At 40.6% G+C, this 25,947-nt stretch carries 23 protein-coding genes; 11 read left to right on the forward strand and 12 right to left on the reverse strand.

Annotated features, from left to right (window positions below; all coding sequences use genetic code 11):
* Positions 1-15 precede the first annotated feature (15 nt).
* Positions 16-990, forward strand: coding sequence for a phosphoserine phosphatase SerB (gene serB, locus C2M30_RS02060; protein ID WP_105170499.1), 975 nt, complete (start codon positions 16-18; stop codon positions 988-990).
* A gap of 77 nt (positions 991-1,067) precedes the next feature.
* On the opposite strand, the gene C2M30_RS02065 is transcribed toward serB, so the two are convergent.
* Positions 1,068-3,599 (reverse strand): PilZ domain-containing protein, encoded by a 2,532-nt coding sequence (locus C2M30_RS02065; protein WP_105170500.1) that lies wholly within the window; start codon positions 3,597-3,599, stop codon positions 1,068-1,070.
* A 205-nt stretch (positions 3,600-3,804) separates the two neighbouring features.
* Here C2M30_RS02065 and radA point away from each other — a divergent pair, with 205 nt between their 5' ends.
* The gene (radA, locus tag C2M30_RS02070) at positions 3,805-5,178 is read left to right on the forward strand and encodes a DNA repair protein RadA (RefSeq protein WP_010561827.1); all 1,374 of its coding nucleotides are present in this window, start codon (positions 3,805-3,807) and stop codon (positions 5,176-5,178) included.
* A gap of 240 nt (positions 5,179-5,418) precedes the next feature.
* Here the strand turns inward: radA and serA are convergent, their stop codons facing one another.
* From serA to C2M30_RS02095, 5 genes are all read right to left on the reverse strand, one after another.
* Positions 5,419-6,648, reverse strand: a complete 1,230-nt coding sequence (gene serA, locus C2M30_RS02075) for a phosphoglycerate dehydrogenase (RefSeq protein ID WP_010561826.1) — start codon at positions 6,646-6,648, stop codon at positions 5,419-5,421.
* Positions 6,649-6,663: 15 nt separating this feature from the next.
* Positions 6,664-7,320, reverse strand: a complete 657-nt coding sequence (gene rpiA, locus C2M30_RS02080) for a ribose-5-phosphate isomerase RpiA (protein WP_010561825.1) — start codon at positions 7,318-7,320, stop codon at positions 6,664-6,666.
* 68 nt (positions 7,321-7,388) lie between these two features.
* A complete protein-coding gene (locus C2M30_RS02085; RefSeq protein ID WP_442792797.1) occupies positions 7,389-7,976 on the reverse strand; it encodes a 5-formyltetrahydrofolate cyclo-ligase in 588 nt (195 codons plus the stop codon).
* A 9-nt stretch (positions 7,977-7,985) separates the two neighbouring features.
* Entirely contained in the window at positions 7,986-8,510 is a 525-nt protein-coding gene (locus C2M30_RS02090; protein WP_105170502.1) for a hypothetical protein, read from the reverse strand.
* A gap of 96 nt (positions 8,511-8,606) precedes the next feature.
* Positions 8,607-10,106 carry a S10 family peptidase gene (locus C2M30_RS02095; RefSeq protein ID WP_105170503.1) on the reverse strand — a complete coding sequence of 500 codons (1,500 nt, stop codon included), beginning with the start codon at positions 10,104-10,106 and terminating at the stop codon, positions 8,607-8,609.
* Positions 10,107-10,427: 321 nt separating this feature from the next.
* Between C2M30_RS02095 and C2M30_RS02100 the strand changes: the two genes are divergently transcribed.
* Together C2M30_RS02100 and C2M30_RS02105 are read left to right on the forward strand one after the other, a co-directional pair.
* A complete protein-coding gene (locus C2M30_RS02100; protein ID WP_105170504.1) occupies positions 10,428-11,207 on the forward strand; it encodes a DUF2189 domain-containing protein in 780 nt (259 codons plus the stop codon).
* A 429-nt stretch (positions 11,208-11,636) separates the two neighbouring features.
* The gene (locus C2M30_RS02105) at positions 11,637-12,869 is read left to right on the forward strand and encodes a GGDEF domain-containing response regulator (protein WP_105170505.1); all 1,233 of its coding nucleotides are present in this window, start codon (positions 11,637-11,639) and stop codon (positions 12,867-12,869) included.
* Positions 12,870-12,974: 105 nt separating this feature from the next.
* Here the strand turns inward: C2M30_RS02105 and C2M30_RS02110 are convergent, their stop codons facing one another.
* The 4 genes from C2M30_RS02110 to C2M30_RS02125 all read right to left on the reverse strand — a co-directional run bounded on the left by C2M30_RS02110 (position 12,975) and on the right by C2M30_RS02125 (position 16,704).
* Complete coding sequence (locus C2M30_RS02110) at positions 12,975-13,697, reverse strand: LytR/AlgR family response regulator transcription factor (RefSeq protein ID WP_010561819.1); 723 nt, start codon at positions 13,695-13,697, stop codon at positions 12,975-12,977.
* On the reverse strand, positions 13,687-14,241 hold the full coding sequence (locus C2M30_RS02115) for a histidine kinase (RefSeq protein WP_105170506.1): 555 nt from the start codon (positions 14,239-14,241) through the stop codon (positions 13,687-13,689). The genes C2M30_RS02110 and C2M30_RS02115 overlap by 11 nt, the downstream gene beginning before the upstream one ends.
* A gap of 102 nt (positions 14,242-14,343) precedes the next feature.
* Positions 14,344-15,447: a histidine kinase gene (locus tag C2M30_RS02120; RefSeq protein WP_105170507.1), complete on the reverse strand. Its 1,104-nt coding sequence runs from the start codon at positions 15,445-15,447 to the stop codon at positions 14,344-14,346.
* Positions 15,448-15,465: 18 nt separating this feature from the next.
* The gene (locus C2M30_RS02125) at positions 15,466-16,704 is read right to left on the reverse strand and encodes a sensor histidine kinase (protein ID WP_105170508.1); all 1,239 of its coding nucleotides are present in this window, start codon (positions 16,702-16,704) and stop codon (positions 15,466-15,468) included.
* 297 nt (positions 16,705-17,001) lie between these two features.
* On the opposite strand from C2M30_RS02125, the gene C2M30_RS02130 reads away from it, so the two are divergent.
* The 3 genes from C2M30_RS02130 (at position 17,002) to C2M30_RS02140 (ending at position 19,798) form a co-directional block, all read left to right on the forward strand.
* On the forward strand, positions 17,002-17,340 hold the full coding sequence (locus C2M30_RS02130) for a P-II family nitrogen regulator (RefSeq protein WP_010561815.1): 339 nt from the start codon (positions 17,002-17,004) through the stop codon (positions 17,338-17,340).
* Between the two features lie 10 nt (positions 17,341-17,350).
* A complete protein-coding gene (locus C2M30_RS02135; RefSeq protein ID WP_010561814.1) occupies positions 17,351-18,583 on the forward strand; it encodes an ammonium transporter in 1,233 nt (410 codons plus the stop codon).
* A gap of 117 nt (positions 18,584-18,700) precedes the next feature.
* Complete coding sequence (locus C2M30_RS02140) at positions 18,701-19,798, forward strand: response regulator transcription factor (protein WP_105170509.1); 1,098 nt, start codon at positions 18,701-18,703, stop codon at positions 19,796-19,798.
* Here C2M30_RS02140 and thpR read toward each other — a convergent pair.
* Positions 19,795-20,337 carry an RNA 2',3'-cyclic phosphodiesterase gene (thpR, locus tag C2M30_RS02145; protein ID WP_105170510.1) on the reverse strand — a complete coding sequence of 181 codons (543 nt, stop codon included), beginning with the start codon at positions 20,335-20,337 and terminating at the stop codon, positions 19,795-19,797. The genes C2M30_RS02140 and thpR overlap by 4 nt on opposite strands.
* A 42-nt stretch (positions 20,338-20,379) precedes the next feature.
* Between thpR and C2M30_RS02150 the strand changes: the two genes are divergently transcribed.
* The 4 genes from C2M30_RS02150 (at position 20,380) to hrpB (ending at position 25,471) form a co-directional block, all read left to right on the forward strand.
* Positions 20,380-20,703 (forward strand): ArsR/SmtB family transcription factor, encoded by a 324-nt coding sequence (locus tag C2M30_RS02150; RefSeq protein ID WP_105170511.1) that lies wholly within the window; start codon positions 20,380-20,382, stop codon positions 20,701-20,703.
* Between the two features lie 10 nt (positions 20,704-20,713).
* Entirely contained in the window at positions 20,714-21,712 is a 999-nt protein-coding gene (locus tag C2M30_RS02155; RefSeq protein WP_105170512.1) for an ArsJ-associated glyceraldehyde-3-phosphate dehydrogenase, read from the forward strand.
* A gap of 78 nt (positions 21,713-21,790) precedes the next feature.
* Positions 21,791-22,999, forward strand: a complete 1,209-nt coding sequence (gene arsJ, locus C2M30_RS02160; protein ID WP_105170513.1) for an organoarsenical effux MFS transporter ArsJ — start codon at positions 21,791-21,793, stop codon at positions 22,997-22,999.
* Positions 23,000-23,029: 30 nt separating this feature from the next.
* The gene (gene hrpB / locus C2M30_RS02165) at positions 23,030-25,471 is read left to right on the forward strand and encodes an ATP-dependent helicase HrpB (protein ID WP_105170514.1); all 2,442 of its coding nucleotides are present in this window, start codon (positions 23,030-23,032) and stop codon (positions 25,469-25,471) included.
* A 12-nt stretch (positions 25,472-25,483) separates the two neighbouring features.
* Here hrpB and C2M30_RS02170 read toward each other — a convergent pair whose 3' ends face one another.
* Positions 25,484-25,903, reverse strand: coding sequence for a DUF3429 domain-containing protein (locus tag C2M30_RS02170; RefSeq protein ID WP_105170515.1), 420 nt, complete (start codon positions 25,901-25,903; stop codon positions 25,484-25,486).
* Positions 25,904-25,947 lie beyond the last annotated feature (44 nt).

Consider the following 25,947-nt stretch of genomic DNA (forward strand, 5'->3'; position numbering starts at 1 on the left):
GTGAGCGTGTCACATATGTTTGAAAGTATGGTGGAGTTTGAGCAGTTTTTCTCAAACTTAGAGAATAATAAATGGCATTCAGTTGCAGAGTCCAATGAGCCAAGTGAAACATGTTTTGTTTTGCTTTCTACATTGCAGTCACAGCTTGAACCAAGCAGCGCGTTATTAACCTCGCTTTCAGCGCTGCCTGTGGCAGCGGTTGCAAAAATTGCACCTCACCCAGACTTATCCAGTGCGTTGGGCTTAAAAGTTAGCGCAAATGTAGCAGCTGTAAAAAAACAGCTGAGTGACTTTTTGGCGCCAAATCAAGCGTTAGAAGTTAATGTATTTGCAAATGCACCAACAATTAACCAACCTGGTTTGTTAGTCATGGACATGGACTCAACCGCTATTCAAATTGAATGCATCGATGAAATTGCCCGTTTAGCCAATGTGTATGACGAAGTGGCCAGTGTTACTCGCCAAGCAATGCAAGGGGCATTACCCTTCTCTGAAAGCCTGCGAAAACGCGTTGCAAAATTAGAAGGTGTGTCGCTTGAGTTAATGGCAGAGCTTAAAGATAACCTACCGTTAATGCCAGGCGTAAAAGCACTGTGTCAGCATTTAAAAGCGAACGGATGGACGCTTGCCATTGCATCAGGCGGTTTTATTCCATTTGCTGAGCGTGTGCAAACATTACTTGAACTTGATGCGATTCACGCTAATACCTTAGAAGATAATGGCAAAACGCTTACCGGTAAGGTGTTGGGCACAATTGTTGATGCCGACGAAAAAGCACGTTTTTTAACGCAATATGCCAAAGAGCTTAATATTGATAAGTCGCAAACGATGGCAATGGGCGATGGTGCAAATGACTTAGTGATGATGGCGGCAAGTGGCCTTGGGGTTGCGGTTCATGGTAAGCCTCTTGTTGCTGAGACGGCAGATGTGGCCGTTAATTTTGGCAGTTTATTGCAGGTGCTTTATTTTATTAGTTGCCTGAATAAATAAGCGAAACACGGCCTGATTTAGTGTTACTAATTCAGGCTAAATATAAAAGACAGTGCTTTAAATCTAATTAAATAGATCTACTCAAATAAATTGCTTAATTGGTATTGCGCTGTTTTAGACCAAAGCACTTTGCGTTTATTAAGGTTGCTTTGCACGTCTGGCGCAATGGCATAACGGGTTAAAACTTCCTGTGTGATATCAAGTGCATCACCTACACCAATAACCGACCACAACTCTTCTTCTAAGTCTTTTGCTTTGTGTTGCGCATATTGGCTGATATAACCTAACTCTTTGGCAATATAATCGGTATCTGGTCGGCCAGTACGCGAAATATATAAACGAAAGGCAAAGAACAGATCTTCTCTAACACTTGCTGCAACAAAGGTTTTACGGTTATTAACTTGTTTGCAGTCAAGTAATTCAGTAACCAGTGCTTTATCGGGATCGCGCTCTTTTGGCTGTAAGCGAACAAATAAATCAAATTGCAGCGGCGCATCATGACGCGCCATATCTTTAAGCGGTGCGCCAATTAAATTATCAAACGCGTTATGCTTAATTAAATGCTTGAACTCAAAGTTCTTAGTTAAGCTGGCCATATGGCTTAGCAATAAGTGACAGCTGCTTGGGTAAAGGCCTTTCGCAATGGCACCAACTTTGATTTGAGAGCCACGCTTGTGCAAATAAAACGGAAATTGGCAGACATTTTTCGTCACCATATTACGCAGAGCGGTCGAAAGTCCCGGCGTTTTGGGTGACTCTTCTGAAGCAACAAGCTTTGATTTATTGTTTTCAATTAACTGATTAAAAAAGCGTGAGCCTTGATGCTCCATATCGGTAGTTGGTTTATAGGTGCGTAAATTTACAACTGTTTTGGTTTTACTAACTGCCATTACTTCATAGGCTAATTTACTCAGCTGATATTTCTTGGTGAGTTTTTGTAACTCAGGTAACGCGACCAGCAGTAAATCGCCTTTTTCATAATCGGTAGGGGCAGCAAGCTCAAGCTGCAAGCCATTCACCGAGAAATCCAATGTGTGACCTGTTAGCTCGCCTTTTTCTTCTTGTTCCAATTGAATGGGGGTTTTGTATAAATAGCGTGTTTCGTTGCGCAAGTTAATATAATCAAGTGCTACAAACTCAACATCTGGGTAGCTGCGCAGTTTTTGATGACCATATTGTTTTAAGTGATTAACATGGCTTTTATCAAATGTAATTTTCTTTAACGTATCGCTTGACGATGCACTGGTGATGTCAGTTAACAACAATAAATACTTGGTATCTTTTACAATGCCTTGCACACGCGGAGAAGGTGGTTTATTGAGTTTAGCAACTTCGCTGCTAGCACTGTCTGGCAAGGATAAAGGAATATAACTGTCTTCGCTCGAGCATGGCATTAACTGTACATTGAACACTCTAAAGCTCGGCTTTTGGCTGGCAAAGCCCCAAAATAAATTACGTAAATTCGGAGTGTTATTTAGCTCGCTCTCGCTTGCTGAATAATAGAAAATCTTACCGTTATTAGTATGTGTGAAGCAGTATAAATTTATTTGCTTAACATCACCTGGGGTGTTTTGTAATTGGTTAATGCGGGCTGAATTTAATATTTGTGGCAGTACTGAGTTGCGATTTTCATCGTTAAAATAGCGCGCAACATTTAAATTATTTTCGTTAGACAGCACTATATTCGGAATAACGCGGGCATCTTTAACGCTTAAAAATACAAACAGTGAGGCAACACGCGGCAAATAATATTGCTCATAACCTTTTACAACAACGGCATCAAGGGTGTTATCTAGATTGACTTTATAACGGCGCTTATTGCCGTGAATAAAGCTTTTTAAAAATTCATCTATGGTTTTGTTGTCATCGCTGAAGGTGCGTTTCATACGCACATGATTCAGCTCTGCATTGACCGACTCAACGGCAACCACTTCGTATTCCAAACCGTTTTTAAGCCCTAACTCAAAGTCTTGCTCTAAACCCATTAGGCGCATGCGAATGGTTTCGCCTTTACGCACTTGGTAGCGCGAATAGAGTTTAACTTTACAACCGCTGACGGAAATATCCGACGTAGATGCTTCAATTTCGCTGCCGGAGGGTAAAAACAGTTTTACTTTAATTGAGTAATTCATGCGTTCTTCTGAACGCGACTCGTATGAGGCAAAAGATACCCAATTGACGCTGGGCTTTTCTTCTTTTTTCTCGCTGCTGCCAACTGGTTGAGGGGCAAGCTCGCCACGCTCTTGCGCTTTGCGCTGCATTACTTTGTGATTGTTTTCGGTGTTCATTACCGCTTCATAAACGGCAAGGGTGTAGCGTTTGTAGCGGCGAATTCCTGCCTCAAATACATTGATGGCAATTTCATCCATAAAGTGCTGCTTGCCGTTATAGCTGTAGGCGCGCACATCACCGGTTACTTGTCCGCGTAAATCAATAAAGCGATTGATTGGCTGAAGTAGACGGTTCATTTCCATTTTTATAAGGAACCGTTCCGAACTGCTTAATGTTTTGGTTTTTTTAGTAAAAATCGCATCAAAATTAGGGCGTCCCAAGTCGCGCTTGAGCTCTTCAATAAGCGATTGATACTTTATCAATACATCTTCAGCCATAAAAACGGATTGTTCCTTAATTTTTATTATTCTACTTGCTTGAATAGGTTAAGATATCAAACAATTTTGATTTTAGCTTGTCGCATTTAGCGGTGAAGCGTGATTTATTAACTGAAGCAATTACTATACCAGTATCCTAGCAAGAAACATTGATTTAACGAGTGTTAGGTGCATATTGCGTACAAATTTATAAGAGTCGGTTTTTATGGCTAAAAATAAAACTGCATTTGTTTGCAGTGAGTGTGGCGCAGAATTCGCCCGTTGGCAAGGTCAATGTGGTGAATGTAAAGCGTGGAATACGGTGACTGAATTTCGTGTGCCATCAATTAAGCAAACACCAAGAAGTGGCGGCGCAACAGCCGGTTATGCGGGCGCGATTGAAGCTAAGGTGCAAACCTTAGATGAGGTTAATCTTGAACAATTGCCACGTTTTACAACAGGCTTTGCTGAATTTGACCGCGTACTGGGTGGCGGTGTGGTGCCGGGTAGTGCAATTTTAATTGGTGGTTCTCCAGGTGCAGGTAAAAGTACCTTACTGCTACAAACCATGTGTTTGCTCGCACAAAATATGAATACCTTGTACGTTACCGGTGAAGAATCACTGCAGCAGGTGGCAATGCGAGCAAAACGCCTTGGTTTACCCACAGATAAACTGAAAACCCTCGCTGAAACCAATGTAGAAACGATTTGCCAATTAGCGCTCAGAGAAAAGCCGCAAATCATGGTTATTGACTCAATTCAGGTAATGCATATGGCCGATATTCAGTCGGCGCCGGGCAGTGTATCGCAAGTTCGAGAAGGTGCTGCTTATTTGACGCGTTTTGCCAAGCAAAACCAAGTGGCGATTATTATGGTTGGCCATGTTACTAAGGATGGTTCTTTGGCTGGTCCGAAAGTGCTAGAGCATTGTATTGACTGTTCTATTTTACTTGAAGGTAGCAGCGATAGCCGCTTTAGAACGCTGCGTGGCAACAAAAACCGTTTTGGTGCGGTAAATGAATTAGGCGTATTTGCCATGACAGGGCAAGGCTTAAAAGAAGTCAGTAACCCATCGGCAATTTTCTTAAATCGTTCAGACGAGCAAACACCAGGTTCGCTAGTAATGGTGATTTGGGAAGGTACACGGCCGCTACTGGTTGAGGTGCAAGCATTGGTAGATTATTCGCAGCTTGGTAACCCAAGGCGCGTTACGGTTGGCCTTGAACAGAACCGCTTGGCGATGTTACTAGCAGTACTGCACCGCCATGGTGGCTTGCAAGTATCTGATCAAGATGTATTTGTTAACGTGGTGGGTGGTGTAAAAGTTACTGAAACCAGCGCCGATTTAGCCCTTATTACCGCGCTTGTTTCAAGTTTTAAAAATGCCTCACTGGCACGCGAATTAGTGGTATTTGGTGAAGTGGGTCTAGGCGGTGAAATTCGTCCTGTGCCAAGTGGTGTTGAGCGATTAAAAGAAGCGGCAAAGCATGGCTTTAAACGCGCTATTGTGCCGATAGCTAATAAACCAAAAGAGCAAATTGAAGGTATGGAAGTGATAGGGGTAAGTTCGCTGTCACAAGCGTTAGAAGCACTGTTTTAATACCAATTCACTTAAATAGCTGATCATCCTAGCGGGCTAAATATCATGCTAACTGCGTTAGAATTTATCAATGTAGAACAACTACATAAGAAAAATTCCGACTTGTTAGCATTTCATTTATCCAGCGCAATCCCTGATCACATACTTAACAGAGTTGGTATAATTTCTTTTTATCTTATGAATTAGCTATAAAAAAAAGCAGCGTAACGCTGCTTTTTTTATGCTGTTTTGACGTGGTTATTAGTGAAGAATACGTGCGCGAATCGTACCGTCGATGGCGCGTAGCTCTTTTAATGCCACTTCTGAATGATCTGTTTCTACATCAATTACCACGTAACCAATGGTTTCGTTTGTTTGCAGGTATTGCGCTGCGATATTAATACCGTGCTGGGTAAACGCTTGGTTAATTTGCGTTAGTACACCCGGTTGGTTGTGGTGAATGTGCAATAGGCGGCTGCGATTAGCCAGCTCTGGCAAAGATACTTCAGGGAAGTTAACAGCCGATACCGTTGAACCGTTGTCTGAGTACTTGGCAAGTTTACCTGCTACTTCAACACCAATATTTTCTTGCGCTTCTTGTGTTGAACCGCCAATGTGTGGCGTTAGAATCACGTTATCAAATTCGCGCAGTGGTGAAACAAACTCTTCGTCGTTACCTTTTGGCTCTACTGGGAATACATCAATAGCTGCACCAGCGATTTTCTTTTCTTGCAAGCTGCTGGCAAGTGCATCAATGTCCACTACCGTACCGCGTGACGCGTTGATTAAAATGGCGCCCTGCTTCATAACTTCTAGTTCTGCAGCACCAATTAGGTTTTTGGTTTGCGCTGTTTCTGGTACGTGCAGGCTGATTACATCGGATGTTTGTAACAACTGCGTTAAATTTTGTACTTGCGTAGCATTACCAAGTACCAGCTTATCTTCAATATCGAAGAACTGTACTTTCATGCCGATGTTTTCAGCCATAATACTTAGCTGCGTACCAATGTGGCCGTAACCGATAATACCTAAGGTTTTACCACGTGCTTCAAATGAACCTGCAGCTGATTTTTGCCATTCACCGCGATGTGCTTTGGCGTTCTTCTCAGGAATGCCGCGTAATAGCAGCAGAATTTCACCGAGTACTAGTTCAGCTACTGAACGTGTATTTGAGAACGGAGCATTGAATACTGGAATGCCAAATTTCTGCGCTGCATCTAGTGATACTTGATTGGTACCAATGCAAAAACATCCAATAGCAACCAGTTTATCAGCTTGTTCAAGTACCGCTTCAGTTAAGTGAGTACGTGAGCGAATACCAACGAAATGTGCGTCGCGTAAACGCTCAATCAGTTCAGGCTCAGGCAAGGACGTTTTAACATAATCAATATTGGTGTAACCATTACGCTTAAGTGTTTCAACGGCACTTTGGTGCACGCCTTCAAGCAGTAAAATTTTAATTTTGTCTTTTGCTAACGATACCTTGCTCATAACCTTTCCTAAATATTACTTCAGCGTTTTAGGTCCTTGTGGTGTACCTACAATCACTGTGTTTGCGCCGCGCTCGGCAAATAAACCATTGGTTACTACACCAACAATTTGATTTATTTTTTGTTCAGTTTGTTTGGCGTTGTCGATATGCATATTGTGCACGTCTAAAATGACATTACCGTTATCTGTGATAACGCCTTCGCGATAAACTGGGTCACCACCAAGATGTACTAATTCTCGTGCTACATAGCTGCGTGCCATTGGAATGACTTCAACCGGTAATGGGAAGTTGCCAAGTACATCAACAAGCTTTGTTTCATCAACAATACAAACAAACTGTTTAGCAACTGCTGCCACGATTTTTTCACGTGTTAACGCGGCACCGCCACCTTTGATCATTTCGTTAAGTGAGTTGATTTCATCTGCGCCATCAACATACACACTTAAACTATCAACATCGTTCAATTCGAAAATCTCAATACCGAGTGCTTTTAGCTTTTCAGTTGAGGCTTCTGAACTTGAAACAGCACCGCGAATGTCATCTTTAATGCTCGCAAGTGCATCAATAAAGTGGTTAACCGTTGAACCTGTGCCAACACCAACGATGCTGTCTTTTTCAACGTATTCCAGTGCCGCCCATGCAGCTGCTTTTTTCATTTCATCTTGAGTCATAGGTAAAGGCCTAATGTTTGAACGGATTTTAGAGTTGTAAGTATTATACCTAGTTGCACCTTACATGCTTACCATAAATAACACTTTTTTGGCGTTACTATGGTTTTAAGTGGTACATCCCAACTTTCAATCGGTAATTGGTCAATGTGTTGGCAATCATGAGCAAGGCCGATAATTTCGGGCTTAGTACGTTGTTCGCGATAATATTTAGCGAGCGTACGATCATAATAGCCGCCACCCATACCAAGGCGGTTACCTTGTTGGTCAAAAGCGACAAGTGGTGTGCAAAGCACATCTAAGTCTTCAACCAAACAAACCTGACTACAATTTAACTTGGGTTCCAAGATACCATAGCGATTTGGCGTCATGGGTGAATTTTTCTCATACCTTTGAAAGAGTAAGTAACCGTGGCAGAAGGGGTGTAGCACAGGCAGGTAAACGTCGATGTTTTTACGCCATAACTCTTCAATTATCAATGAGGTATCAATTTCGCTGTCGTTTGATAAGTAGATCCCAACTCGGCGTATACTGGCGTTTTTAAAGTGTTGAAAAATGTTCACGTTAATTTTTTTCGCGGCTTCAAGTTGTTCAATTTCTGAAAGTTGAGCGCGACGTTCTCGCATTAACTTGCGAATATTTTGACGTTCCATAGCAATATTTAAATATTAAAAGGGCAGTAAATTAGGAAATGCGACAATTACACCGAGTAAAGACAGCAAAATGGCAATTAAAGCAAAGAACAACCAGTTGATATTTTTTGGTTTGTTACTTGATTCAACGGTTTCATCAAACTCAAGCTCTTCGCCCCAACTGTTATTTTCGAGCTCTAAGTCGATTTCGCCATTTTGTTCTTGTTGCAGGCGAGCTAAGTCATCGACTTTTTCTTCAAGGCGAATAATTGATGTGGTTATATAGTCAAGCGCAGCCAAAATACGCTGGTCGACATCGTGCTCAGGTTCTTGTGTTTGCGCTTTGTTTGCATTGACTATTTTGACTTTAATGCCGAGCGCAGAGAAGGTTTTTTGCTGTTTTATTGCTTTGTCTTGCGAGATAGGACTAAAAATGAGCTTGCCCGCAAGAAACTGTGTAGCTTTTGCATCAGACAGTTTTAATTTTGTTGTTAAGATTGTTTTCGCCTGTTCAGTGGTGACATTGTTACTTAATTGGGCGAATTGAATGCGATAGCTCATATACTTAGCAAAATTAATTGTTTTGCTAAGTATATAGTTGTTAAAAGCTTTTTTGCAAAGTTAAAAAGCAGCAAGAACTGCTGCTTTTAAATGTGATTAGTACTTAGCTGGACCTGATGGCAGTGAGTTTAAAATAAACTCGCGTACATCTTGGTTTGATGTTTCTAAATCGGCGCGGCGAAGATACATCATGTGCCCGCTTTCGTAACCTTTAAAGCTTAAGCGTTCACGCATTTTGCCACTCGGATCAAGTTGCCACATAGTGTACTTGGCATCAAAGTAGTTTGTTGCACCATCAAAATAACCAGATTGCACCATTACATTCAAATATGGGTTTTGCGCCATTGCTAAGCGCAGATTCTCGCCGGTTTTATTATTGCTGCGGTCCCACGGATGAACCGAACCAAACATGTTGTATTTTAGATCTGTTTTGTAGCCGAGCTCTTGTTGTAAGTAGTAATTAATTGCTGGTGTAAATGAGTGCAACCATGAGGTTAGCTCAGCCCAATAATCAGGGCGACTGCCTGCATCACGTTTATCGATACCTTTATAGCGTGAATCTAAACGACCCACAGTAAAGCCGTCTTCGCGTAGCAATTCTTTCCAAAACGCGGCATTAGGAATATCAAGATTATTGCGTAGTACAAAGGTTTCGCTCAATGCTGTGTATTTAGCGATGGTTGCGGCAATTTGTTGTTTTTCATCAATATTAATAAAGCCACCTTTGCTAATTGCAGGGATCGCTTTATTGATTGTAAAGTCTTCAACTTCGGCCAAAAACGTTGTTAGTGGCATGTTTTGGTATTTAGCATCTAACTTGTTGTGATACCACGCCGTTGCAGCAAAGTAAGGAATGCGATTAGCGGCTTCAACTGGGCCTTCGCGTTTAATACCAATTTCAGTAGGTGATACTAAGATTACGCCATTTAGATACATCCATTGGCGATTTTGCAATTCAAGTGCAAGACCAGAAACACGTGTTGTACCGTAACTTTCTCCAATTAAAAACTTTGGTGATAACCAGCGGTTGTTGCGTGTTACAAAGGTATTAATCCAATCAGCTAGGTATTTAATGTCGGCATTAACACCAAAAAATAACTCTTTTTGTTTATCTTTACTTGGCAGTTCACCTTTGTCATTTTCAAGAACACGAGAATAGCCTGTGTTTACTGGATTAACGTAGACAATATCGGCGACATCAAGCACTGAGTAAGGGTTACTTTTAACGCCATAAGGCTGAACTGGGTAGCCTTCGTCATCAATATTTAAGATTTTAGGGCCTGTGTAAGCAAGGTGCATCCAAACCGAAGCCGAACCAGGTCCACCATTAAACGAAATCAGTAATGGGCGTTTGCCATAGTCTTTTACACCTGACTTTTGATAATACGTGTAATGCAAACTGGCAATCGCGTTACCTTGCTCATCCCACACCGGTTGCGTGCCAATTGTTGCACTGTACTTAACCTTGTTACCTAAGATTTTTACTTGGTGATTAGAGGTTTGTTTACTATCGATTGTTATTTTTCTATCAGTGGCTTGTGATTGGTTTGATATTACAAGCGCTGAAAAAACGACTAACTGAATAAGCTTTTTCATGTTGGCCCTGTTGTTAAACATGTGGATTAGGTTAGTAAGCAGACTACTTAATTTTTGCTTGTGCGGTCAAAGAGAGTGAGACCAATATAGGCATTTTTTCGTTGAATTACTAAATCTACCCTATACTGATTAATGACGTATATAAAACAATGATGCACTTTGACTTTTTACATATAAGCCGTTTTTACAGCGCAACAAGCATCGTATTTAAAACGCGATTAAATGGTTAAAGCAAAAAAACAAACCCATTGTTTGTATCGATACGTACAGTAACTATGAGCGATATTGTCACCGCTAACTGATTCAATTAAGGAGAAAGTTATGCCTCAAACTCCAGTAGCAGATAAGCATGCGACTTTTGCCAGATGTTTAGAGTGCAATAAGGTTGGACTATTTGCCCCTCTGCATTGGCTTGCCCTTGGTTTTAAAGATATGGCGAGTGCGCCAATTTTGAGCCTATTTTATGGTGTTGTGTTTAGTATTATCCCTGTCGCGATTTTATATTTTGTCTATCAATCAGGTACCCATCTCGTTATTTTACCCGCCACAGTGGCATTTGCCCTAATTGGGCCGGCTTTTGCTGTTGGCTTATACGATATTGCGTGGGAGCTAGAAAAGCAGCACAAACCCACACTAAGTCATAGTTTAAGGTCAATGTTTCGAAACCCAGTTGGCGAGTGGGGGTTTGCGGTACTGTTAATGGTGATTATGATTATTTGGATGCGTTTAGCGGCACTGGTGCATGCGTTATACCCAAATAGTGTTAATCCAACATTTGACGAGCTCTCGGCGTTTTTAACCTTAGGGTCGTTAATTGGTGCATTTATGCTTGGTAGTGTATTTGCTATTTCAGCGTTTACACCGCAAATCATGATGGAGCGCCGAGTGGATATTATGACTGCTGTGGTGTCATCGATACATGCAGTAAAAGAAAATATTGGTGCCATGATTGTTTGGGCATTTTGCATTGTTGCTTTGGTGGCATTAGGCTTTTTGACTGGCGCAACAGGGTTTATTGTAATAATGCCGCTGCTTAGCTATGCAAGCTGGCATGGTTATATCGCCATCATAAAACACAAAGGCCCTCGCGGTTACGAGTAATAAGGGGCGGCTATCTTTTTACGTTCGTTTTTGCAGCAGTTTGGTTGGGCTTTATATAAGGCAGAGGCTGCGTGACATAGTTATGCTATGTGAGTCAGCCGATAACACCGTAAAAAAGCTAATCAAGCGTTGCCTAAAGGTTCTTTTGAGCGTACTTTTCTCATTGTTGCCTACATGGAAGCAGGTAAGGGGCGTTAGCAGGACGCGCAAGCGTTTCGATATTCGCTTAGATTACTAGGCTACACATCGAGCGTCGCGATAAACACACGCTCAGAGAGAACTAAAATAGAACTGAAAAGATCAGCAGGCCCTAGTATATTTTAAAAAAAGGGGAACGTTTGTTTCCCTTTTTTTAATGGTTATGTGGTATAACGGGACCACAATAATAAGCCTGCGAGCAGGTAAGAAAAGCTTAGTTGGAGTGTAACTATGCAACGAATTTTAATCGTTGAAGATAGCAAAATGGTGCAACAAGTATTGCGCCATCTAGTCGCGCAGTATTTATCTGTTCCCGTTGATTTTGCCGCATCGCTGAGAGAGTCGGCAGGACTTATCAAAAATAATAAATATACCCTGGCGCTGGTGGATTTGAACTTACCCGATGCGAGTAACGGTGAAGTGGCCACATTGACCTTACGTTGTGGTATTCCAACCCTTGTTTTAACTGGCAGTATTGATGAGTTTAAGCGTCAGCAAATGCTGGAAATGGGAGTGGTGGATTACGTCCTAAAAGAAAACCGCGATTCTTATACTTATGCCGTAAAGCAGTTGGCACAACTGCTCGGAAACCAAGGAACTAAAGTACTGGTTGCCGATGATTCGCAAACTAGCCGTACTATGATGCGTCAAAACTTAGAGCGTTTACTGTACCATGTTGAAGAGGCTGAAGATGGTGAACAAGCGTATCAAAAGCTATTAGCTGATGAGAGCATTAAGTTACTACTCACCGACTTTGCTATGCCGAAAAAAGATGGTTTTGAATTAGTTAAAAGCATTCGCTCAAAACGAGGGCGTGATAGTTTAGGTATTATTGGTATTTCAGGTTCTGGCAGTCAGAGTTTATCTGCCAAGTTTATTAAGCATGGCGCAAATGACTTTTTAACAAAACCTTTCGCACCAGAAGAGTTTCATTGTCGTGTAATGATGACCATGGAGCAGCTAAACCTGATAGAAACCATTAAAGATTCGGCGAACAAAGACTATCTAACAGGGCTATATAATCGTCGTTACTTCTATCAAGCGTCAGAGAAAATCATCACTGAGCAATCGTTATTAAGTATTGCTGTGATTGATATCGATCACTTCAAGCAAATAAATGATACTTACGGGCACCAAGCTGGTGATGAAGTATTAAGCTTTTTATCAAATAAGTTAACAGAGCAATTTGGTGATGCACTGATGGCGCGTCTCGGCGGGGAAGAATTTGCCGTGCTGTTTAGAGGTGAAGATCAGGATGCAGCATTTGAAAAACTTGATGAACTACGTTTTTCACTCGCGAATATGCAAGTTGAAGCTGCGGGTCAATTTATTAGCTTGTCTATCAGTGCGGGTGTTGCTCAATTGCAGCAAGACGAAGAACTTACAGAGCTAATTAATCGCGCCGATGTGGCACTTTATGATGCAAAAGGTGGTGGCCGAAATCAGGTGGTTATTCACCAATAAAGCCAACCTTTAAAGAGGAAGCTAAGAGTTCATAATCGACGCTCTTAGCTTTTAATTTTGCTGAAATCTGAAATCTGAAATCTGAAATCTGAAATCTGAAATCTTTTACAGCTGCGTAAACTCAAGTAGTTGTCTTAATTTGGTTGCTTGTCTGCGAGAGATTTCAACCGTTTGACCATTACTTAGCGTCGCTGTTAAGCCATAGCTAATCGCCTGTTCCATGCTTTCAATTGCATCTAGACGAATAATGTCTGAGCGACTGGCACGGAAATAATGCCTTTCGTCTAATTTTGCTTCAATTTTATTAAGCGAGCTGTGCAAGTACGCTTTACCGTGCGGTGTATAAATCGCCGCGTGGTTACCAATTGACTCAAAACGAATGATCTCTTTCAGCTCAATAATGCGCATGGTTTCGCCGTACTTCACCATTAGTTTGTGATCATCTGGTAGGCCACTTGCCGATGCGCTTTGTTCAAGACGTTTTTCTAACTTTTCAATGCTTTCGGCTAAACGAGCAGGGTTTACTGGTTTTACTAGATAGTCCATCGCGTTTAGTGAAAACGCTTCTACGGCAAACTGGTCGTAAGCAGTACAGAAGATAATATTCACGTCATCACCGAGTGATTCTGCAAGCTCTAAACCGGTTGCGCCAGGCATATGAATATCTAAGAAGATTGCATCTGGTTTATGCTCAGCGATTTTTTCACTCGCTTCTTCGGCATTTTTGGCCTCATCGACAATTTCAATTTGGCTATGTTTTGATAGTAGGCGTTTTAATTCACTGCGAGCAAGACGTTCGTCATCAACAATTATTATTCTAATACTCATTGTTAAAAGTTAACTCCATCGTGTAAGTGGTCGCATCACAGGTTTGTGTTGCACTGCAAACATTACCAAGGCCGAGCTTCGCAATTAGCTCGTTTAATGGCAAGTCACCTGATTTTATTTTTGGTGTTTGCGTTAATTTAAGTGTAAAAGTAAGCGCACCGCCAGTTTCATTGGTGCTTACAAGTAGTTCATTGTGGCTAACGCTGTAAATATCTTTTTTGATGAATACATACTCAACTATAGGCAGTAGCAAAGAGCATGCTAAAGGATAAGGGTTGGAAAGCTTAGTGAACTGTTTTGTTATTGTAATTCGTTCTTCAAGGCGTAGCGCTTCTAAATCAAGCAAGTGTGCTAATTGAGTTAAGTCGTCGCTAACGCTGGTATTACCTACACCGTCGTTTAGTTGATAGCGAATTAACTCGGCAAGTTTGCCAAGTAAGTCGCTCGCTAAATCTTGATTTTCGAAAATCATATAGCGGATAGCATTCATGCTATTAAACAAGAAGTGTGGATTTAATGGTGCTTCCGCATTTTTTTCAAACATATAAAAAGAAAGTCTCTTTTTTGACAGACTTTTCTGAGTCTATCGATTTTAAAATTATCTCGCCAATTAAAATGATAAACGGCAAAAAAGTGAGATGAATGGTTAGGCTGTTTTTTCTAGCTGTTGTTGCCAGTCAATTGGCAGTTCAATCACTACTTTTCTGCGCTTACCGCTTTTAACTAAAACGATGCTGGCATCGTTACTATACTGGTGCTCTAAACGGCTTTTTACATTATCGAAATGTTCAGTATCTAAAAAGAACTTACCGTGGCTTTGATGCGCAATTTCGATACGATATTTTTGGTGTTTTATAAAGCTTGCTATCGTTAGTTCGCCGTTGCGGTTACGCGCAGTGTTGAGTAAAAACGAACAGATAAAAATAAGCGACATACTTGGGATATTAGGTGATATCTCAGCATCATGAAGCTTTAAGCTGTAACTACTTGGTGCACGTTTTTGTTCTTCAAGTAACTCTAGGTAATTGGTTAAACTGGCCAGTTCATCATTGAGCTTTGCATCGGCTGTTTTACTCGACATCAAGTTGTAACGAAAAAGGTCCGATGCTTTGGTTACGAGATCTGCCGCTTTTTCTTCATCAATATCAATTTGATGCTTAATCGCTTCCATGGTATCAAATAAAAACTCAGGGTTAACACGGTTGGTTAAAATTTGTAGTTTTTGCTTTTTAAGCAATAATGCGAGCTGCTTATAATTTGAAACACTAGCTGCAAGTACGTAACTGTAAGCCCACACTAAATTAAACACAATATTATAAATAACATAGGCTACGAGTGACTCGCTTAAGCCATCCAAATGCATAAGACTGTTTAAGTACTCTTCAAGAGAGTAAGGAACTAATGCGAGAAATATAGGTAAAAAATCTAAACCAATAATCACTAATGAAGTGATGGTGGAACTAGCTAATAGCAGTAAAAACAGTTTCCACTTAGTTTTAGCGTAGGTTTTATAGTGTTTATAAACGCCGCGCAGCACGATATGGAATGCCGCAAATATCATTATGAGCTGGTAAGTGGTGAGAGCCAATGCACCGTACCAACCAAGTTGAAATATGGGTATCTCTTGGCCTTCAGGTTCTTGAAAAACCCCCCAGATACCCAAGAGACTTACTAAGGCTGATACAAATAAGATCGGCCCTTGGTATCGCCAATAATTAGGACTGGTATTTCGAATGTAACTGAAATTCATAACCGGATTTTGACCTTTTTAAATTGGCAATGTTAAACATGCGATATATTTATCGTCTTTAAACTCAGCGTTTAACGAGGCGTTTTCGTTATACATTAGCTGTAAGCGTTTAATTAGGTTTTCTTGCCCTGTACCTGTGCTTTCGACTTTATAGGTGCCTGTGTAAATTGGGTTACTTACGGTCACCACAAGTTGGTTTTTTTGTTTAGCAATATCAACAATCAGCAGGCTTTGATCTTGCCTTGGCGCAATGCCGTGCTTAATTGAGTTTTCAATTAATGTAAGAATGCCCATAGTGGGGACTTTGATATTTAAGCAGGTTTCATCTACGTGCATTTCAATTAACAAGCGCTCTTCAAGGCGAATATGCTCAATATCAAGATAGAATTCACAAATGCGTAATTCTTCTTTTAATTTTACCGTGGGGTGCTTATTCGCAGTTAAGTTGTAGCGAAAAAGCTCATTTAGTTTATCGATTAACTCTTTAGCAAGCTGTTTATCTTCGAAAATCATACCGCGAATACTGTTTAATGAATTAAACAAAAAATGCGGATTAAGCTGACTCATTAATAATGCGATCTGGCTTTGCTTAAGTTGTGTTTTAACTTGGAAGCGACGTTTTAAAGCCGATAAAGGCATATAGAAAAAGAGCCAAAATCCAAACACACCAAGTTGGGAACGAAGTCGTTCAGATGAAGCTCGTTCTATTGCTTCAGGATCTCCTTGAGCAATTTTTTCTTGTTCTTCGCGAATTTTTAGGTGTTCTCGTTTATAGCCTTCTTTGAATCCTCTTTTAAATTCTGAAGAAACGCTTTTTCCTTTTGAGGAATCTGATTGGGTTGAGTCTGATGTATCATCGACTATTGAAGTGTCGCCATCGCTTGCTGGTTGAGCGTCCTCATTACTTTCATTAAGCGGATCTTTATCTGGGTTAGCTTTGTAGTAAGCGAGTTTTTTAGCAAGAGGTTTAAAAGTATCGTGACTCGATTCAGCTATGTTGGTGGCCAAGTAAGCACTAATCATAACGAGAAAAATGCCGCTCAGAGTGATTTTAAAAAGGTTGGTTTCTTTATCGCGAAGAAAATTAATCGGTGCCCTGAGTAAAAAATGGGTGATCAGAAAAAAACAAAACACTTTTCCGCCAGTGTGTGCAAACGTATTTGCTAAACCGTAAATTTCCTTATCAGTATTTATATTTGATAATCCACTAAGCAACAGTAAAACCGCAGTGAGCGCTTGGATAACCCAATAAGCCATGTGCTTATATATCCTTTGTTATTGATTTTTAATTCCATTGAGTTGGCAAAGTTCAGGGTTATATACCAACTCCGTTGGTTCATATTGTGTCAAAAACGGTCACCAAAGCAAGTTTTTGCTGTTTCATTTTTTGCACCAAAACGTTCACAAACCCACTATTGCTGCACCTTTGTGGTGCGTTAACTTTGTTGTAACACATTGTAAATTACATAACTTTATGAATTAGATAAAAAAATATTATTGGCATAAAGGTTGGATTTAGTAAGTACAAATAAAAAACAACAACAGGTACACGTTATGAAAATGATCAGCGCCATTATTAAGCCATTTAAGCTTGATGATGTTAGAGAAGCGATGTCAGATCTTGGCATTGAGGGCATGACAGTAGTCGATGTAAAAGGTTTTGGACGTCAACGCGGGCACACTGAGCTATATCGAGGCGCAGAGTACCAAGTTGATTTTATTCCAAAAATTAAAGTCGAAATTGCAACGCAAAGTGACAATGTTGACCGCGTGGTTGAGGCGATTACCAATGTGGCACAAACCGGCAAAATCGGTGACGGCAAAATTTTTGTCTATGACCTAGAGCAAATTGTTCGTATTCGTACGGGCGAGTTAGACGAAGCGGCAATTTAAGGGGAATGTCATGGAAAACACAGTAGTTGAATTAAAGTTTGCGCTCGACACATTTTACTTTTTAATGTCTGGCATCTTAGTAATGTGGATGGCTGCGGGTTTCGCAATGTTAGAAGCGGGCCTAGTACGCTCTAAAAACACCACTGAAATTTTAACTAAAAACGTCGCGCTTTACGCGATTGCATGTACGGTTTATCTGATTGTTGGTTACAACATTATGTATGTTGATAATGCCGAGGGTGGTTTTTTACCGTCATTGGGCATGCTGATTGGTACTGAAGCGGCAGATGCTGATCATGCATTGCAATCAGACTTTTTCTTCCAAGTTGTGTTTGTTGCAACGGCAATGTCGATTGTTTCAGGTGCAGTTGCTGAGCGTATGAAGTTATGGTCTTTCCTTGTTTTTTGTGTGGTGTTAACTGGTTTTATATATCCATTAGAAGGTTACTGGACTTGGGGCGGTGGCTTCTTATCTGAGATGGGATTTGTTGATTTTGCAGGTTCAGGTATTGTACATATGGCGGGGGCAGCGGCTGCGCTTGCCGGTGTATTATTACTGGGTGCACGTAAAGGGAAGTATGGTAAAAATGGTGAAATCTACCCAATTCCGGGCTCTAATTTGCCGCTTGCAACATTAGGTACATTTATTCTTTGGATGGGTTGGTTTGGTTTTAATGGTGGTTCGCAATTGCTGCTATCAGATAAAGAAAATGCCACAGCAGTGAGTCAAATCTTACTTAACACGAATGCGGCAGCGGCTGCTGGCGCAATTTCAGCACTATTACTTTGTAAAGTGTTATGGCGTAAAGCTGATTTAACTATGGTATTGAATGGCGCACTTGCAGGTCTTGTTGTAATTACTGCAGAACCTGCATCGCCAAGCCCGTTACTTGCGGTGCTAGGTGGCGCGCTAGGTGGCAGCTTAGTTGTGTTCAGTATTGTGGCATTAGACAAAGCTAAAATTGATGACCCAGTGGGTGCGATTTCAGTTCACGGTGTATGCGGCTTCTTAGGCCTTATGCTAGTGCCGTTATCAAATAGTGATGCGACATTTGTAAATCAGTTAATTGGCGCAGTAGTAATCTTTGCCTTTGTGTTTGTGAGCTCATTTATTGTTTGGGCGGTACTTAAGAAAACCATGGGTATTCGTGTTGGCGAAGAAGAAGAAATTAATGGTATGGACCAGCACGATTGTGGTGTAGATGCGTACCCTGAGTTTGTTACCGTACGAGGTAATATCTAACCAGTTAGTTTGATTTAAGTTGTAAATATGTGAAAGCCCAATGCCTAATGGCGTTGGGCTTTTTTATTTGTAATATTATTCTATGCTTAGTACTGGTGCTATTAACGTGTTTAAACTATGAAGATAGACTTACTAATTGCGGAAGACGATATTTGTTTAAATGATCTTGTTGCTTCAAGCTTGACCGAGGAATACGTAGTGTCGCAAGCGTATAATTTGGAGCAAGCGAAAGCCTTGTGCGATAAGTCTCAATTTAGTGTCATTGTTTTAGATTATCACTTTCCCGACGGCGATGGGGTTGAGCTTATTCATCATGTTAAAAAACAAGGCAATAGCCCAATTATTGTGTTTTTAAGTGCCTCTGAAGAACTGGATACTAAAATGAATGCATTCAATGCAGGTGCCGCAGACTGGATTGATAAGCGTTCATTTATCCCCCCTTTATTATTAATCAAAATTAAAAAAGCACTGGCTAACCGGCAAGAATTTGATGCCCTAAAAGAGGCTGAGCAACAGGCAAGCACAGCAGTATTTTCTGCGATGTCAGATTCCTTTATGTGGGGTAATACGGCAAGAGCGATTCAAGGTTGCCTTTCTTGCACTAACTACAACGAGTTTTTAGTTCATATTTTTTCGTACTTACAAAGTTTAGAGCTCACGGCATCGGTTGCGTATAGCGAAAATAGCCAGATAAGTTACTGGGATAGTCCTTATGCACGTGCATGTGGTATGGAAGAAGATCTTTTTAAATTAGTAATGCAAAAAGACGAACGTATTATTAATGCTGGGCGTCGATATTTTTTCAAAGACAGTTATATCTGTATTTTGATTAAAAATATGCCTGAAGACGAAGTACGAAAAGGGCAAATTTTAGATGTGGTAGCGGCCTATATTGAATGTGCAAATCATCAAGTTAATATGCTTAATCAAGAATACGTAAAACAACTGTATTTTAAAAAAATTGCGTTTGAATTAGATGATTTACAGCAAAAAATGGGGCTTTTTACAGAGCAAACTCAGCAAATTCAAAGTCATCAATCACTTAAGTTTTTTGAAATTTTTGGCCAACTTGAACTCACCAACGACGAAGAAAGTAAATTAACTGAAGTAACTGATGACACGTTAATGAAGTTTGAAGAGCTTGCCTATAGTCATGTAAATATTATCAATAGCTTAAATAACGTGATTAAAGATTTTAAACGCCAATTATCTTAATCGGCTTTTAGCGGAAATGTTTCGATTGGTATATAGCGTAACTGGTTATTAATGCGCGTCGAGTGAAAGAGTTTAAATTCACTATAGGTCACGTCAAACGGCGTGATTTTTTGTATTATTTGAGGGGGCTGTTTGCAGTTTCGTATTAGCGTAACGTGCGGGTGATAGGCAAACGGGTTAGTGTAAAGTTGCAGTTTTTCACCTTCATCGCGTAATGTATTGGCAAGCTGTGTTAATGAGCTGGGTTGGTTTGTTGGTTTTAAATAAAAAATTCCACTATTTTGCCAAAAGCTTGTCTCTTCAAAGCGCAAACTAAATGGTGAAACCGATAAACTGCGTGCAAATTTAATTAAAGCTTCTTGTGTTTTAATTGGCACATTCGGTAAAAACGCTAGGGTTAAGTGCAAATTACTTTTTAATATAGGCTTTCGTTTACTTTCAATTTTTGATGTTAACCATCTGAATATTCTAGATTTATCTTCTTCACTAAAATCTAAGCCAAAAAATAGCCGTTTATTTTCTTGATTTTTATCTGTCATCTTTTAATATTTGCTTATGCATATATATGTTTAAGCGAATTTATGGTTGTAGCACAATTTCACAAAGCACTCAGTGAACAGACCCGCCTTCGAATTATGGCTCTTATTTTAGAGCATAAAGAGGTATGTGTCTGTGATCTTGTTGCCGTTTTAGATATGCCACAAGGTACGGTTAGTCGCCATTTAAGTTATTTAAAAAAGTCTGGGCTTGTTCAGTCAGTTACTCGCGGTACATGGCGTTATTATCAATTAAGTGAATCGCTCAGCCAGCCGCTGTTAGCGATATTGAAATTAACACTCGACACACTAAATAGCGATTGCCAAGTGCAACGTGATTTAACTTCTTTCAAACCTTCAAATTGTTAGGCTGTTTATTATGAAAATTGCGATTAATGGCTTCGGTCGTATGGGTAAATTATTAGCACGTATCGTGTTAGCTGAGGCAAACCATCAGTTGGTTTATATTAATGATCCCGCAGCAACAAACGAGGCGATTGCCCACTTGCTAGCGTTTGACTCAGTTCAAGGACGCTTTAAAGACAATGAAATTCATGCAGATGACAGCCATTTATATGTCGCTGAGCAGAAAATTAGCTTATTGCATGAGTCAAAGTTAACTGATCTACCTGTTGATAATATTGACTTATTGATTGATTGTTCGGGGCTTTACCGTAAATCGGAGCTATTTCAACCTTTGTTAGATAAAGGGTTAGCGCGTGTTCTTGTTTCTTGCCCAGTAAAAGACGAAGGCGCGATTAATTTAGTCTATGGCGTAAATCATGATTTATACCAAGCAGATAAACATAAAGTGGTTACGGCAGCGTCGTGCACAACCAACTGCCTTGCGCCTGTTGTAAAGGTATTAAAAGAAACAGTCGGCATAAAACGTGGCTCAATGACCACCATTCACGATATTACCAATACTCAAACGATTGTTGATAAAGCACATAAAGATTTACGTCGTGCGCGTGCTTGTGGTGAATCGTTAATTCCAACAAGCTCGGGTTCAACAACAGCAATTATGACGATTTTCCCTGAGCTGAAAGGCAAGCTTGATGGCTTAGCCGTGCGCGTACCGCTGTTAAGCGGCTCTTTGGTGGACTTAGTAATTGAAACTGAAAAACCAACTAGTGTTGAAGACATTAACAATGCATTTGAGCGTGCTAAATCAGGTGAATTAAAGGGTATTTTAGATATTGAAATGCGTCCGTTGGTTTCGGTTGATTTTGTTGGTGATACGCACAGTGCCATTGTTGATGGCTTGTCGACTCAAGTAATCGACAAGCATTTAGTGAAAGTATTAGCTTGGTACGATAACGAAATTAACTATGTCTCACGTATGAATGACATTGTTAATATGATTGCAGCGTCTTAACTTACCTTTTCGCCCTAAACCAAAGTATTTCAACGCCTTGGTTTAGGCTTTGTTTATCACTTCACGTAGCTTTAAATTATGTTAGCAGCATCAAACACAGTCAGTCAGGGAATTAAAGACTACATACAAATTACCCTAGCTTACTGGGGATTTACCTTAACTGATGGCGCACTGCGTATGCTAGTGGTGCTGTATTTTCATACACTCGGTTATTCGCCAATTGAAGTGGCAATGCTATTTTTGTTTTACGAATTTTTTGGCATTGTTACTAATTTGTTTGGTGGCTGGTTGGGCGCCCGTTTTGGTTTAAAAGTCACTTTGTTTAGTGGCTTGCTGCTGCAAATAAGCGCGCTTATTTTGCTGGCGCAAACTCAGTGGCTAAGTGTTGTTTATGTAATGATATTACAAGCAGCATCGGGCATCGCCAAAGATCTCAATAAAATGAGTGCCAAAACAGCGATTAAACAGCTTGTGCCAAGCGATGAAAGTAGCACTCTGTTTAAATGGGTGGCACTGCTTACAGGGTCGAAAAATACACTAAAAGGTTGTGGTTTCTTTTTAGGTGGTTTTTTACTGGCGCTATTTGGCTATCAAAACAGTTTGTATTTACTTGCTGCTGGACTTGGATTAATTACTTTATTGGTTGCCGCTCAGTTAAAGCAAAGTTTAGAGGCCAAATCATTTAAGCCGAAATTTAGCCAAGTATTTTCATCAAGTAAAAAAGTAAACCTACTCTCGTTTGCGCGTTGCTTTTTATTTGCCAGTCGCGATGTGTGGTTTGTGGTTGCCTTGCCTGTGTTTTTAACCATGCAAGCGGGATGGTCGAGTACAGCAGTAGGTATTATGATGGCGTCGTGGGTGATTATTTACGGGGTTATTCAATCCACTACACCAAAAGTATTTAAGGCTTTTAATAAACAGGCCAATGCGCAGTCAGCGGTGTTCAGTGCGCTTGCATTGTTGGCTGTTTTGGTGGTTATGCTGGTGGCGATTTATTACGGCCTATCATTGGTTAATGTAGCGATATTTGGGCTAATTTTATTTGCCATAATTTTTGCTATTAATTCTGCCATTCACTCATTTTTGATTGTGCATTACGCCCGCGATGAAGGTGCCTCGATGGATGTTGGCCTTTATTACATGGCAAATGCCTGTGGTCGTTTATTTGGCACTGTGTTGTCTGGATTATTGTTTCAGCAATATGGGTTAGCAGCATGTTTAATCGCGAGCGCATTATTTGTAGCGATTTGCATTCCAATTACTGCGAAGTTAACGCAAAACAGTTAAAATTCAGCAAAAAATGAATGGATAGTTGTTTTGCTGCCGATTGAAAGTGTTTATCAAACTCTGGTTTCTAGATTATCGCAACATGAGCGCGTGGTGCTGCAAGCGCCACCAGGGGCGGGTAAATCAACTTGGTTGCCACTGCAACTCATTAAAGATAATCACTTCAAACGTATTATTATGTTAGAGCCACGTAGGCTTGCTGCACGAAATATCGCAAGTTTTCTGGCCGACTGTTTAGATGAGCCGCTAGGGCACACAATCGGTTTGCGCATTCGTGGTGAAAATTTTACCAGCCAACACACCCGTTTAGAAATTGTAACTGAAGGCATGCTGACACGTATGCTGCAAGATGACCCTGAGTTAGACGGCGTAGATTTGGTGATTTTTGATGAATTTCACGAACGTTCAATTCAAGCTGAAACAGCACTCGCACTCTCATTTGAAGCGCAAATGGCTTATCGTGATGATCTTAAATTGCTGATTATGTCGGCAACGCTTGATGGGGAGCGTTTAAGTTGTCACTTCGATGCGCCGTTGGTGCAAAGTGAAGGGCGTCAATTTCCTATCGCTGAACATTATATCTCAGTTAAAAGTGAAGCAGATTGGCTTGCGCAAATTGCGCCGTTAACCATTCAAGCAATGGTAGAACAAAGCGGCAGCGCACTGGTGTTTTTACCCGGTGTAAAAGAAATAAAAGCGATAGAGTCTGAGCTTATTGCGGCCAAAAACACAGGAAGCATCGCGCAAGATACAACAATTTACGCACTGTTTGGCAAGCAAGATAAAAAAACACAGCAAGCGGCGTTTCAACCATGCTCTGAAGGGCAACGGAAAATAGTACTCACTACCAATGTAGCGGAAACCAGCTTAACCATTGATGGAATTCGCATTGTTGTTGATTCAGGTAAAGAGAAAATAACCCAATACAATGTTAAAAATGGTATTAGCCAATTACTTACTGTTAATGTGGCTAAGTCGTCTGCAATTCAACGCGCGGGTCGTGCAGGGCGCATCGAAGCGGGTGTGGTGTATCGCTTAGGCAGTAAAGAACATTTCGAGCGACGAGCAAGCCATGCAATACCTGAAATATTGCGCAGCGATATTAGTCAGCTTGTTTTAGAGTGCGCTAATTGGGGAACGTCAATTGACGATTTGGTGTTACTGGATAAGCCGTCGCCCAAACAGATTGATGCGGCGAAAAGTCTGTTATTGATGCTTGAAGCTATTACGGCTGATGGCAAGATTACCTCATTAGGTCAACAAATGTTGAGTTATGGTACAGAGCTACGCTTTGCTCATATGTTAATAAAAGCAAAGCAACTTGAAGCTGATTATACCGGTATTTATCATTTGGCAGTGTATTTAGTTGCGCTTTTCACCAGTCAGGTAAATCGCAGTAATGACCTTGCAACTGGGCTTAATTTTCAGCTTAAATCACCGCAGCCAAACTTTGATAAAGAACTACGCCTGTGGCTTAAACGCTTAAAATTAACGGCGGTTAATCATCTACCTCTTGAATATTTATCGATTGTAATGGCGTTGGCTTTTCCCGACCGCATTGCGCAAAAACGCGGTAACGGATTGCGCTTGGCTAATGGTGCTGGCGCAACGCTTTATGATGATTTTCCAATTTATGATGACCTATTGTGTATTGGTGATATGGGCGGTGCGACAGGGCAACACGTATTTAATGCGTGTAAGTGTGATTTAGCACAAGTTGAAAGGGCGTTGCCGTACTTATTTGAAAATAAAGACGTTGCACAGTTTGATGAGAATGCTGGGCGTTTTATTGCCGAAACACAATATTGTTTAGGGCAACTGATACTGTCACGTAAACCGAGTAATAAGGCGCTTAGTGGTGATGAAAAAGCTGCTGCTTGGTGTCATATTATCGCAAGAAAAGGGTGGCAGCTGTTAAACCTAACGTTTGACGTTGAGCAATACATAGTGCGTTTAACGTTAGCCCATCAATTTTTACCAAATGAATTTCCGCAGTTATCAAAACAGCACTTATTTGATCATCTTGATACGTGGCTTTCGCCTTATTTAACCGACGTAAATAGTTTGGCGGCGCTTAAAAAGTTGGACTTATTAGCGCCACTTAAAGGGTTGCTTGATTGGCAGCAGCAAACGTTATTAGATGAGTTATTGCCAGAGCGATTAGTTGTGCCTACTGGTTCAAAACTAAAAATTCATTACCAAGTTGATGGCCCTGCAAAGCTCTCGGTAAAAATGCAAGAAATGTATGGTGTCGCAACCACACCTAAGCTTGCGCATGGTGAGCTATCGTTAGCCATTGAATTACTGTCACCGGCAATGCGTCCGCTTCAGATCACGCAGGATTTAGCTGGATTTTGGGCGTCGAGTTATCGAGAAGTACAAAAAGAAATGAAAGGGCGTTACCCTAAGCATTTTTGGCCAGACGAACCGGCCAATGCTAAGGCAACTAATAAAGTAAAAAGCAGAATGTAATCACACTGCTTTTTACTGGGCCACGCCATGGTGCAGTTGTGCGGCAAAAAATAAATGACAAACCAACACTACACCCGTAATACGCTCACGCATGCGTTGGTAATCTGGGTTTAATTTACCCCATGTTTCGGTACGTTTTTGCACTGCCAACACAAAAACATAACAGGCGCCGAGGTAGAGTAGGGCCAGTTTTATATCAAGTAGTGCGAGCGCTAGCGTTGGAATTGTTGGTAATACAATTAGCCAATTTAGCTTATTACTGTTTGATTCATGCCATAATGTACCGGCAACGAAACTCATAATACTAATGCTATAAAACATAAATGCTTGGCTTAATAAAATATGCTCAAAAAGAAAGTGAGCACCTACTAACAATAAAAATGGAATAAGACCAAGGTAACCTAATAATGTTTGATTGTTATATTTTGACATAAGTACAATTCACGATTTCAATTGATAGTGATTGTACGCGAGAA

It is taken from the genome of Pseudoalteromonas sp. T1lg24 (assembly GCF_002964745.1).
Classification (GTDB): Bacteria; Pseudomonadota; Gammaproteobacteria; order Enterobacterales; family Alteromonadaceae; genus Pseudoalteromonas; species Pseudoalteromonas spongiae.

Excerpts from the sequence above, each read along its gene's own strand:
- serB (WP_105170499.1), top strand. The coding sequence starts at position 16 with ATGTTTGAAAGTATGGTGGAGTTTGAGCAGTTTTTCTCAAACTTAGAG.
- C2M30_RS02065 (WP_105170500.1), bottom strand. The coding sequence starts at position 3,599 with ATGGCTGAAGATGTATTGATAAAGTATCAATCGCTTATTGAAGAGCTC.
- radA (WP_010561827.1), top strand. The coding sequence starts at position 3,805 with ATGGCTAAAAATAAAACTGCATTTGTTTGCAGTGAGTGTGGCGCAGAA.
- serA (WP_010561826.1), bottom strand. The coding sequence starts at position 6,648 with ATGAGCAAGGTATCGTTAGCAAAAGACAAAATTAAAATTTTACTGCTT.
- rpiA (WP_010561825.1), bottom strand. The coding sequence starts at position 7,320 with ATGACTCAAGATGAAATGAAAAAAGCAGCTGCATGGGCGGCACTGGAA.
- C2M30_RS02090 (WP_105170502.1), bottom strand. The coding sequence starts at position 8,510 with ATGAGCTATCGCATTCAATTCGCCCAATTAAGTAACAATGTCACCACT.
- C2M30_RS02095 (WP_105170503.1), bottom strand. The coding sequence starts at position 10,106 with ATGAAAAAGCTTATTCAGTTAGTCGTTTTTTCAGCGCTTGTAATATCA.
- C2M30_RS02100 (WP_105170504.1), top strand. The coding sequence starts at position 10,428 with ATGCCTCAAACTCCAGTAGCAGATAAGCATGCGACTTTTGCCAGATGT.
- C2M30_RS02105 (WP_105170505.1), top strand. The coding sequence starts at position 11,637 with ATGCAACGAATTTTAATCGTTGAAGATAGCAAAATGGTGCAACAAGTA.
- C2M30_RS02110 (WP_010561819.1), bottom strand. The coding sequence starts at position 13,697 with ATGAGTATTAGAATAATAATTGTTGATGACGAACGTCTTGCTCGCAGT.
- C2M30_RS02115 (WP_105170506.1), bottom strand. The coding sequence starts at position 14,241 with ATGTTTGAAAAAAATGCGGAAGCACCATTAAATCCACACTTCTTGTTT.
- C2M30_RS02120 (WP_105170507.1), bottom strand. The coding sequence starts at position 15,447 with ATGAATTTCAGTTACATTCGAAATACCAGTCCTAATTATTGGCGATAC.
- C2M30_RS02125 (WP_105170508.1), bottom strand. The coding sequence starts at position 16,704 with ATGGCTTATTGGGTTATCCAAGCGCTCACTGCGGTTTTACTGTTGCTT.
- C2M30_RS02130 (WP_010561815.1), top strand. The coding sequence starts at position 17,002 with ATGAAAATGATCAGCGCCATTATTAAGCCATTTAAGCTTGATGATGTT.
- C2M30_RS02135 (WP_010561814.1), top strand. The coding sequence starts at position 17,351 with ATGGAAAACACAGTAGTTGAATTAAAGTTTGCGCTCGACACATTTTAC.
- C2M30_RS02140 (WP_105170509.1), top strand. The coding sequence starts at position 18,701 with ATGAAGATAGACTTACTAATTGCGGAAGACGATATTTGTTTAAATGAT.
- thpR (WP_105170510.1), bottom strand. The coding sequence starts at position 20,337 with ATGACAGATAAAAATCAAGAAAATAAACGGCTATTTTTTGGCTTAGAT.
- C2M30_RS02150 (WP_105170511.1), top strand. The coding sequence starts at position 20,380 with ATGGTTGTAGCACAATTTCACAAAGCACTCAGTGAACAGACCCGCCTT.
- C2M30_RS02155 (WP_105170512.1), top strand. The coding sequence starts at position 20,714 with ATGAAAATTGCGATTAATGGCTTCGGTCGTATGGGTAAATTATTAGCA.
- arsJ (WP_105170513.1), top strand. The coding sequence starts at position 21,791 with ATGTTAGCAGCATCAAACACAGTCAGTCAGGGAATTAAAGACTACATA.
- C2M30_RS02170 (WP_105170515.1), bottom strand. The coding sequence starts at position 25,903 with ATGTCAAAATATAACAATCAAACATTATTAGGTTACCTTGGTCTTATT.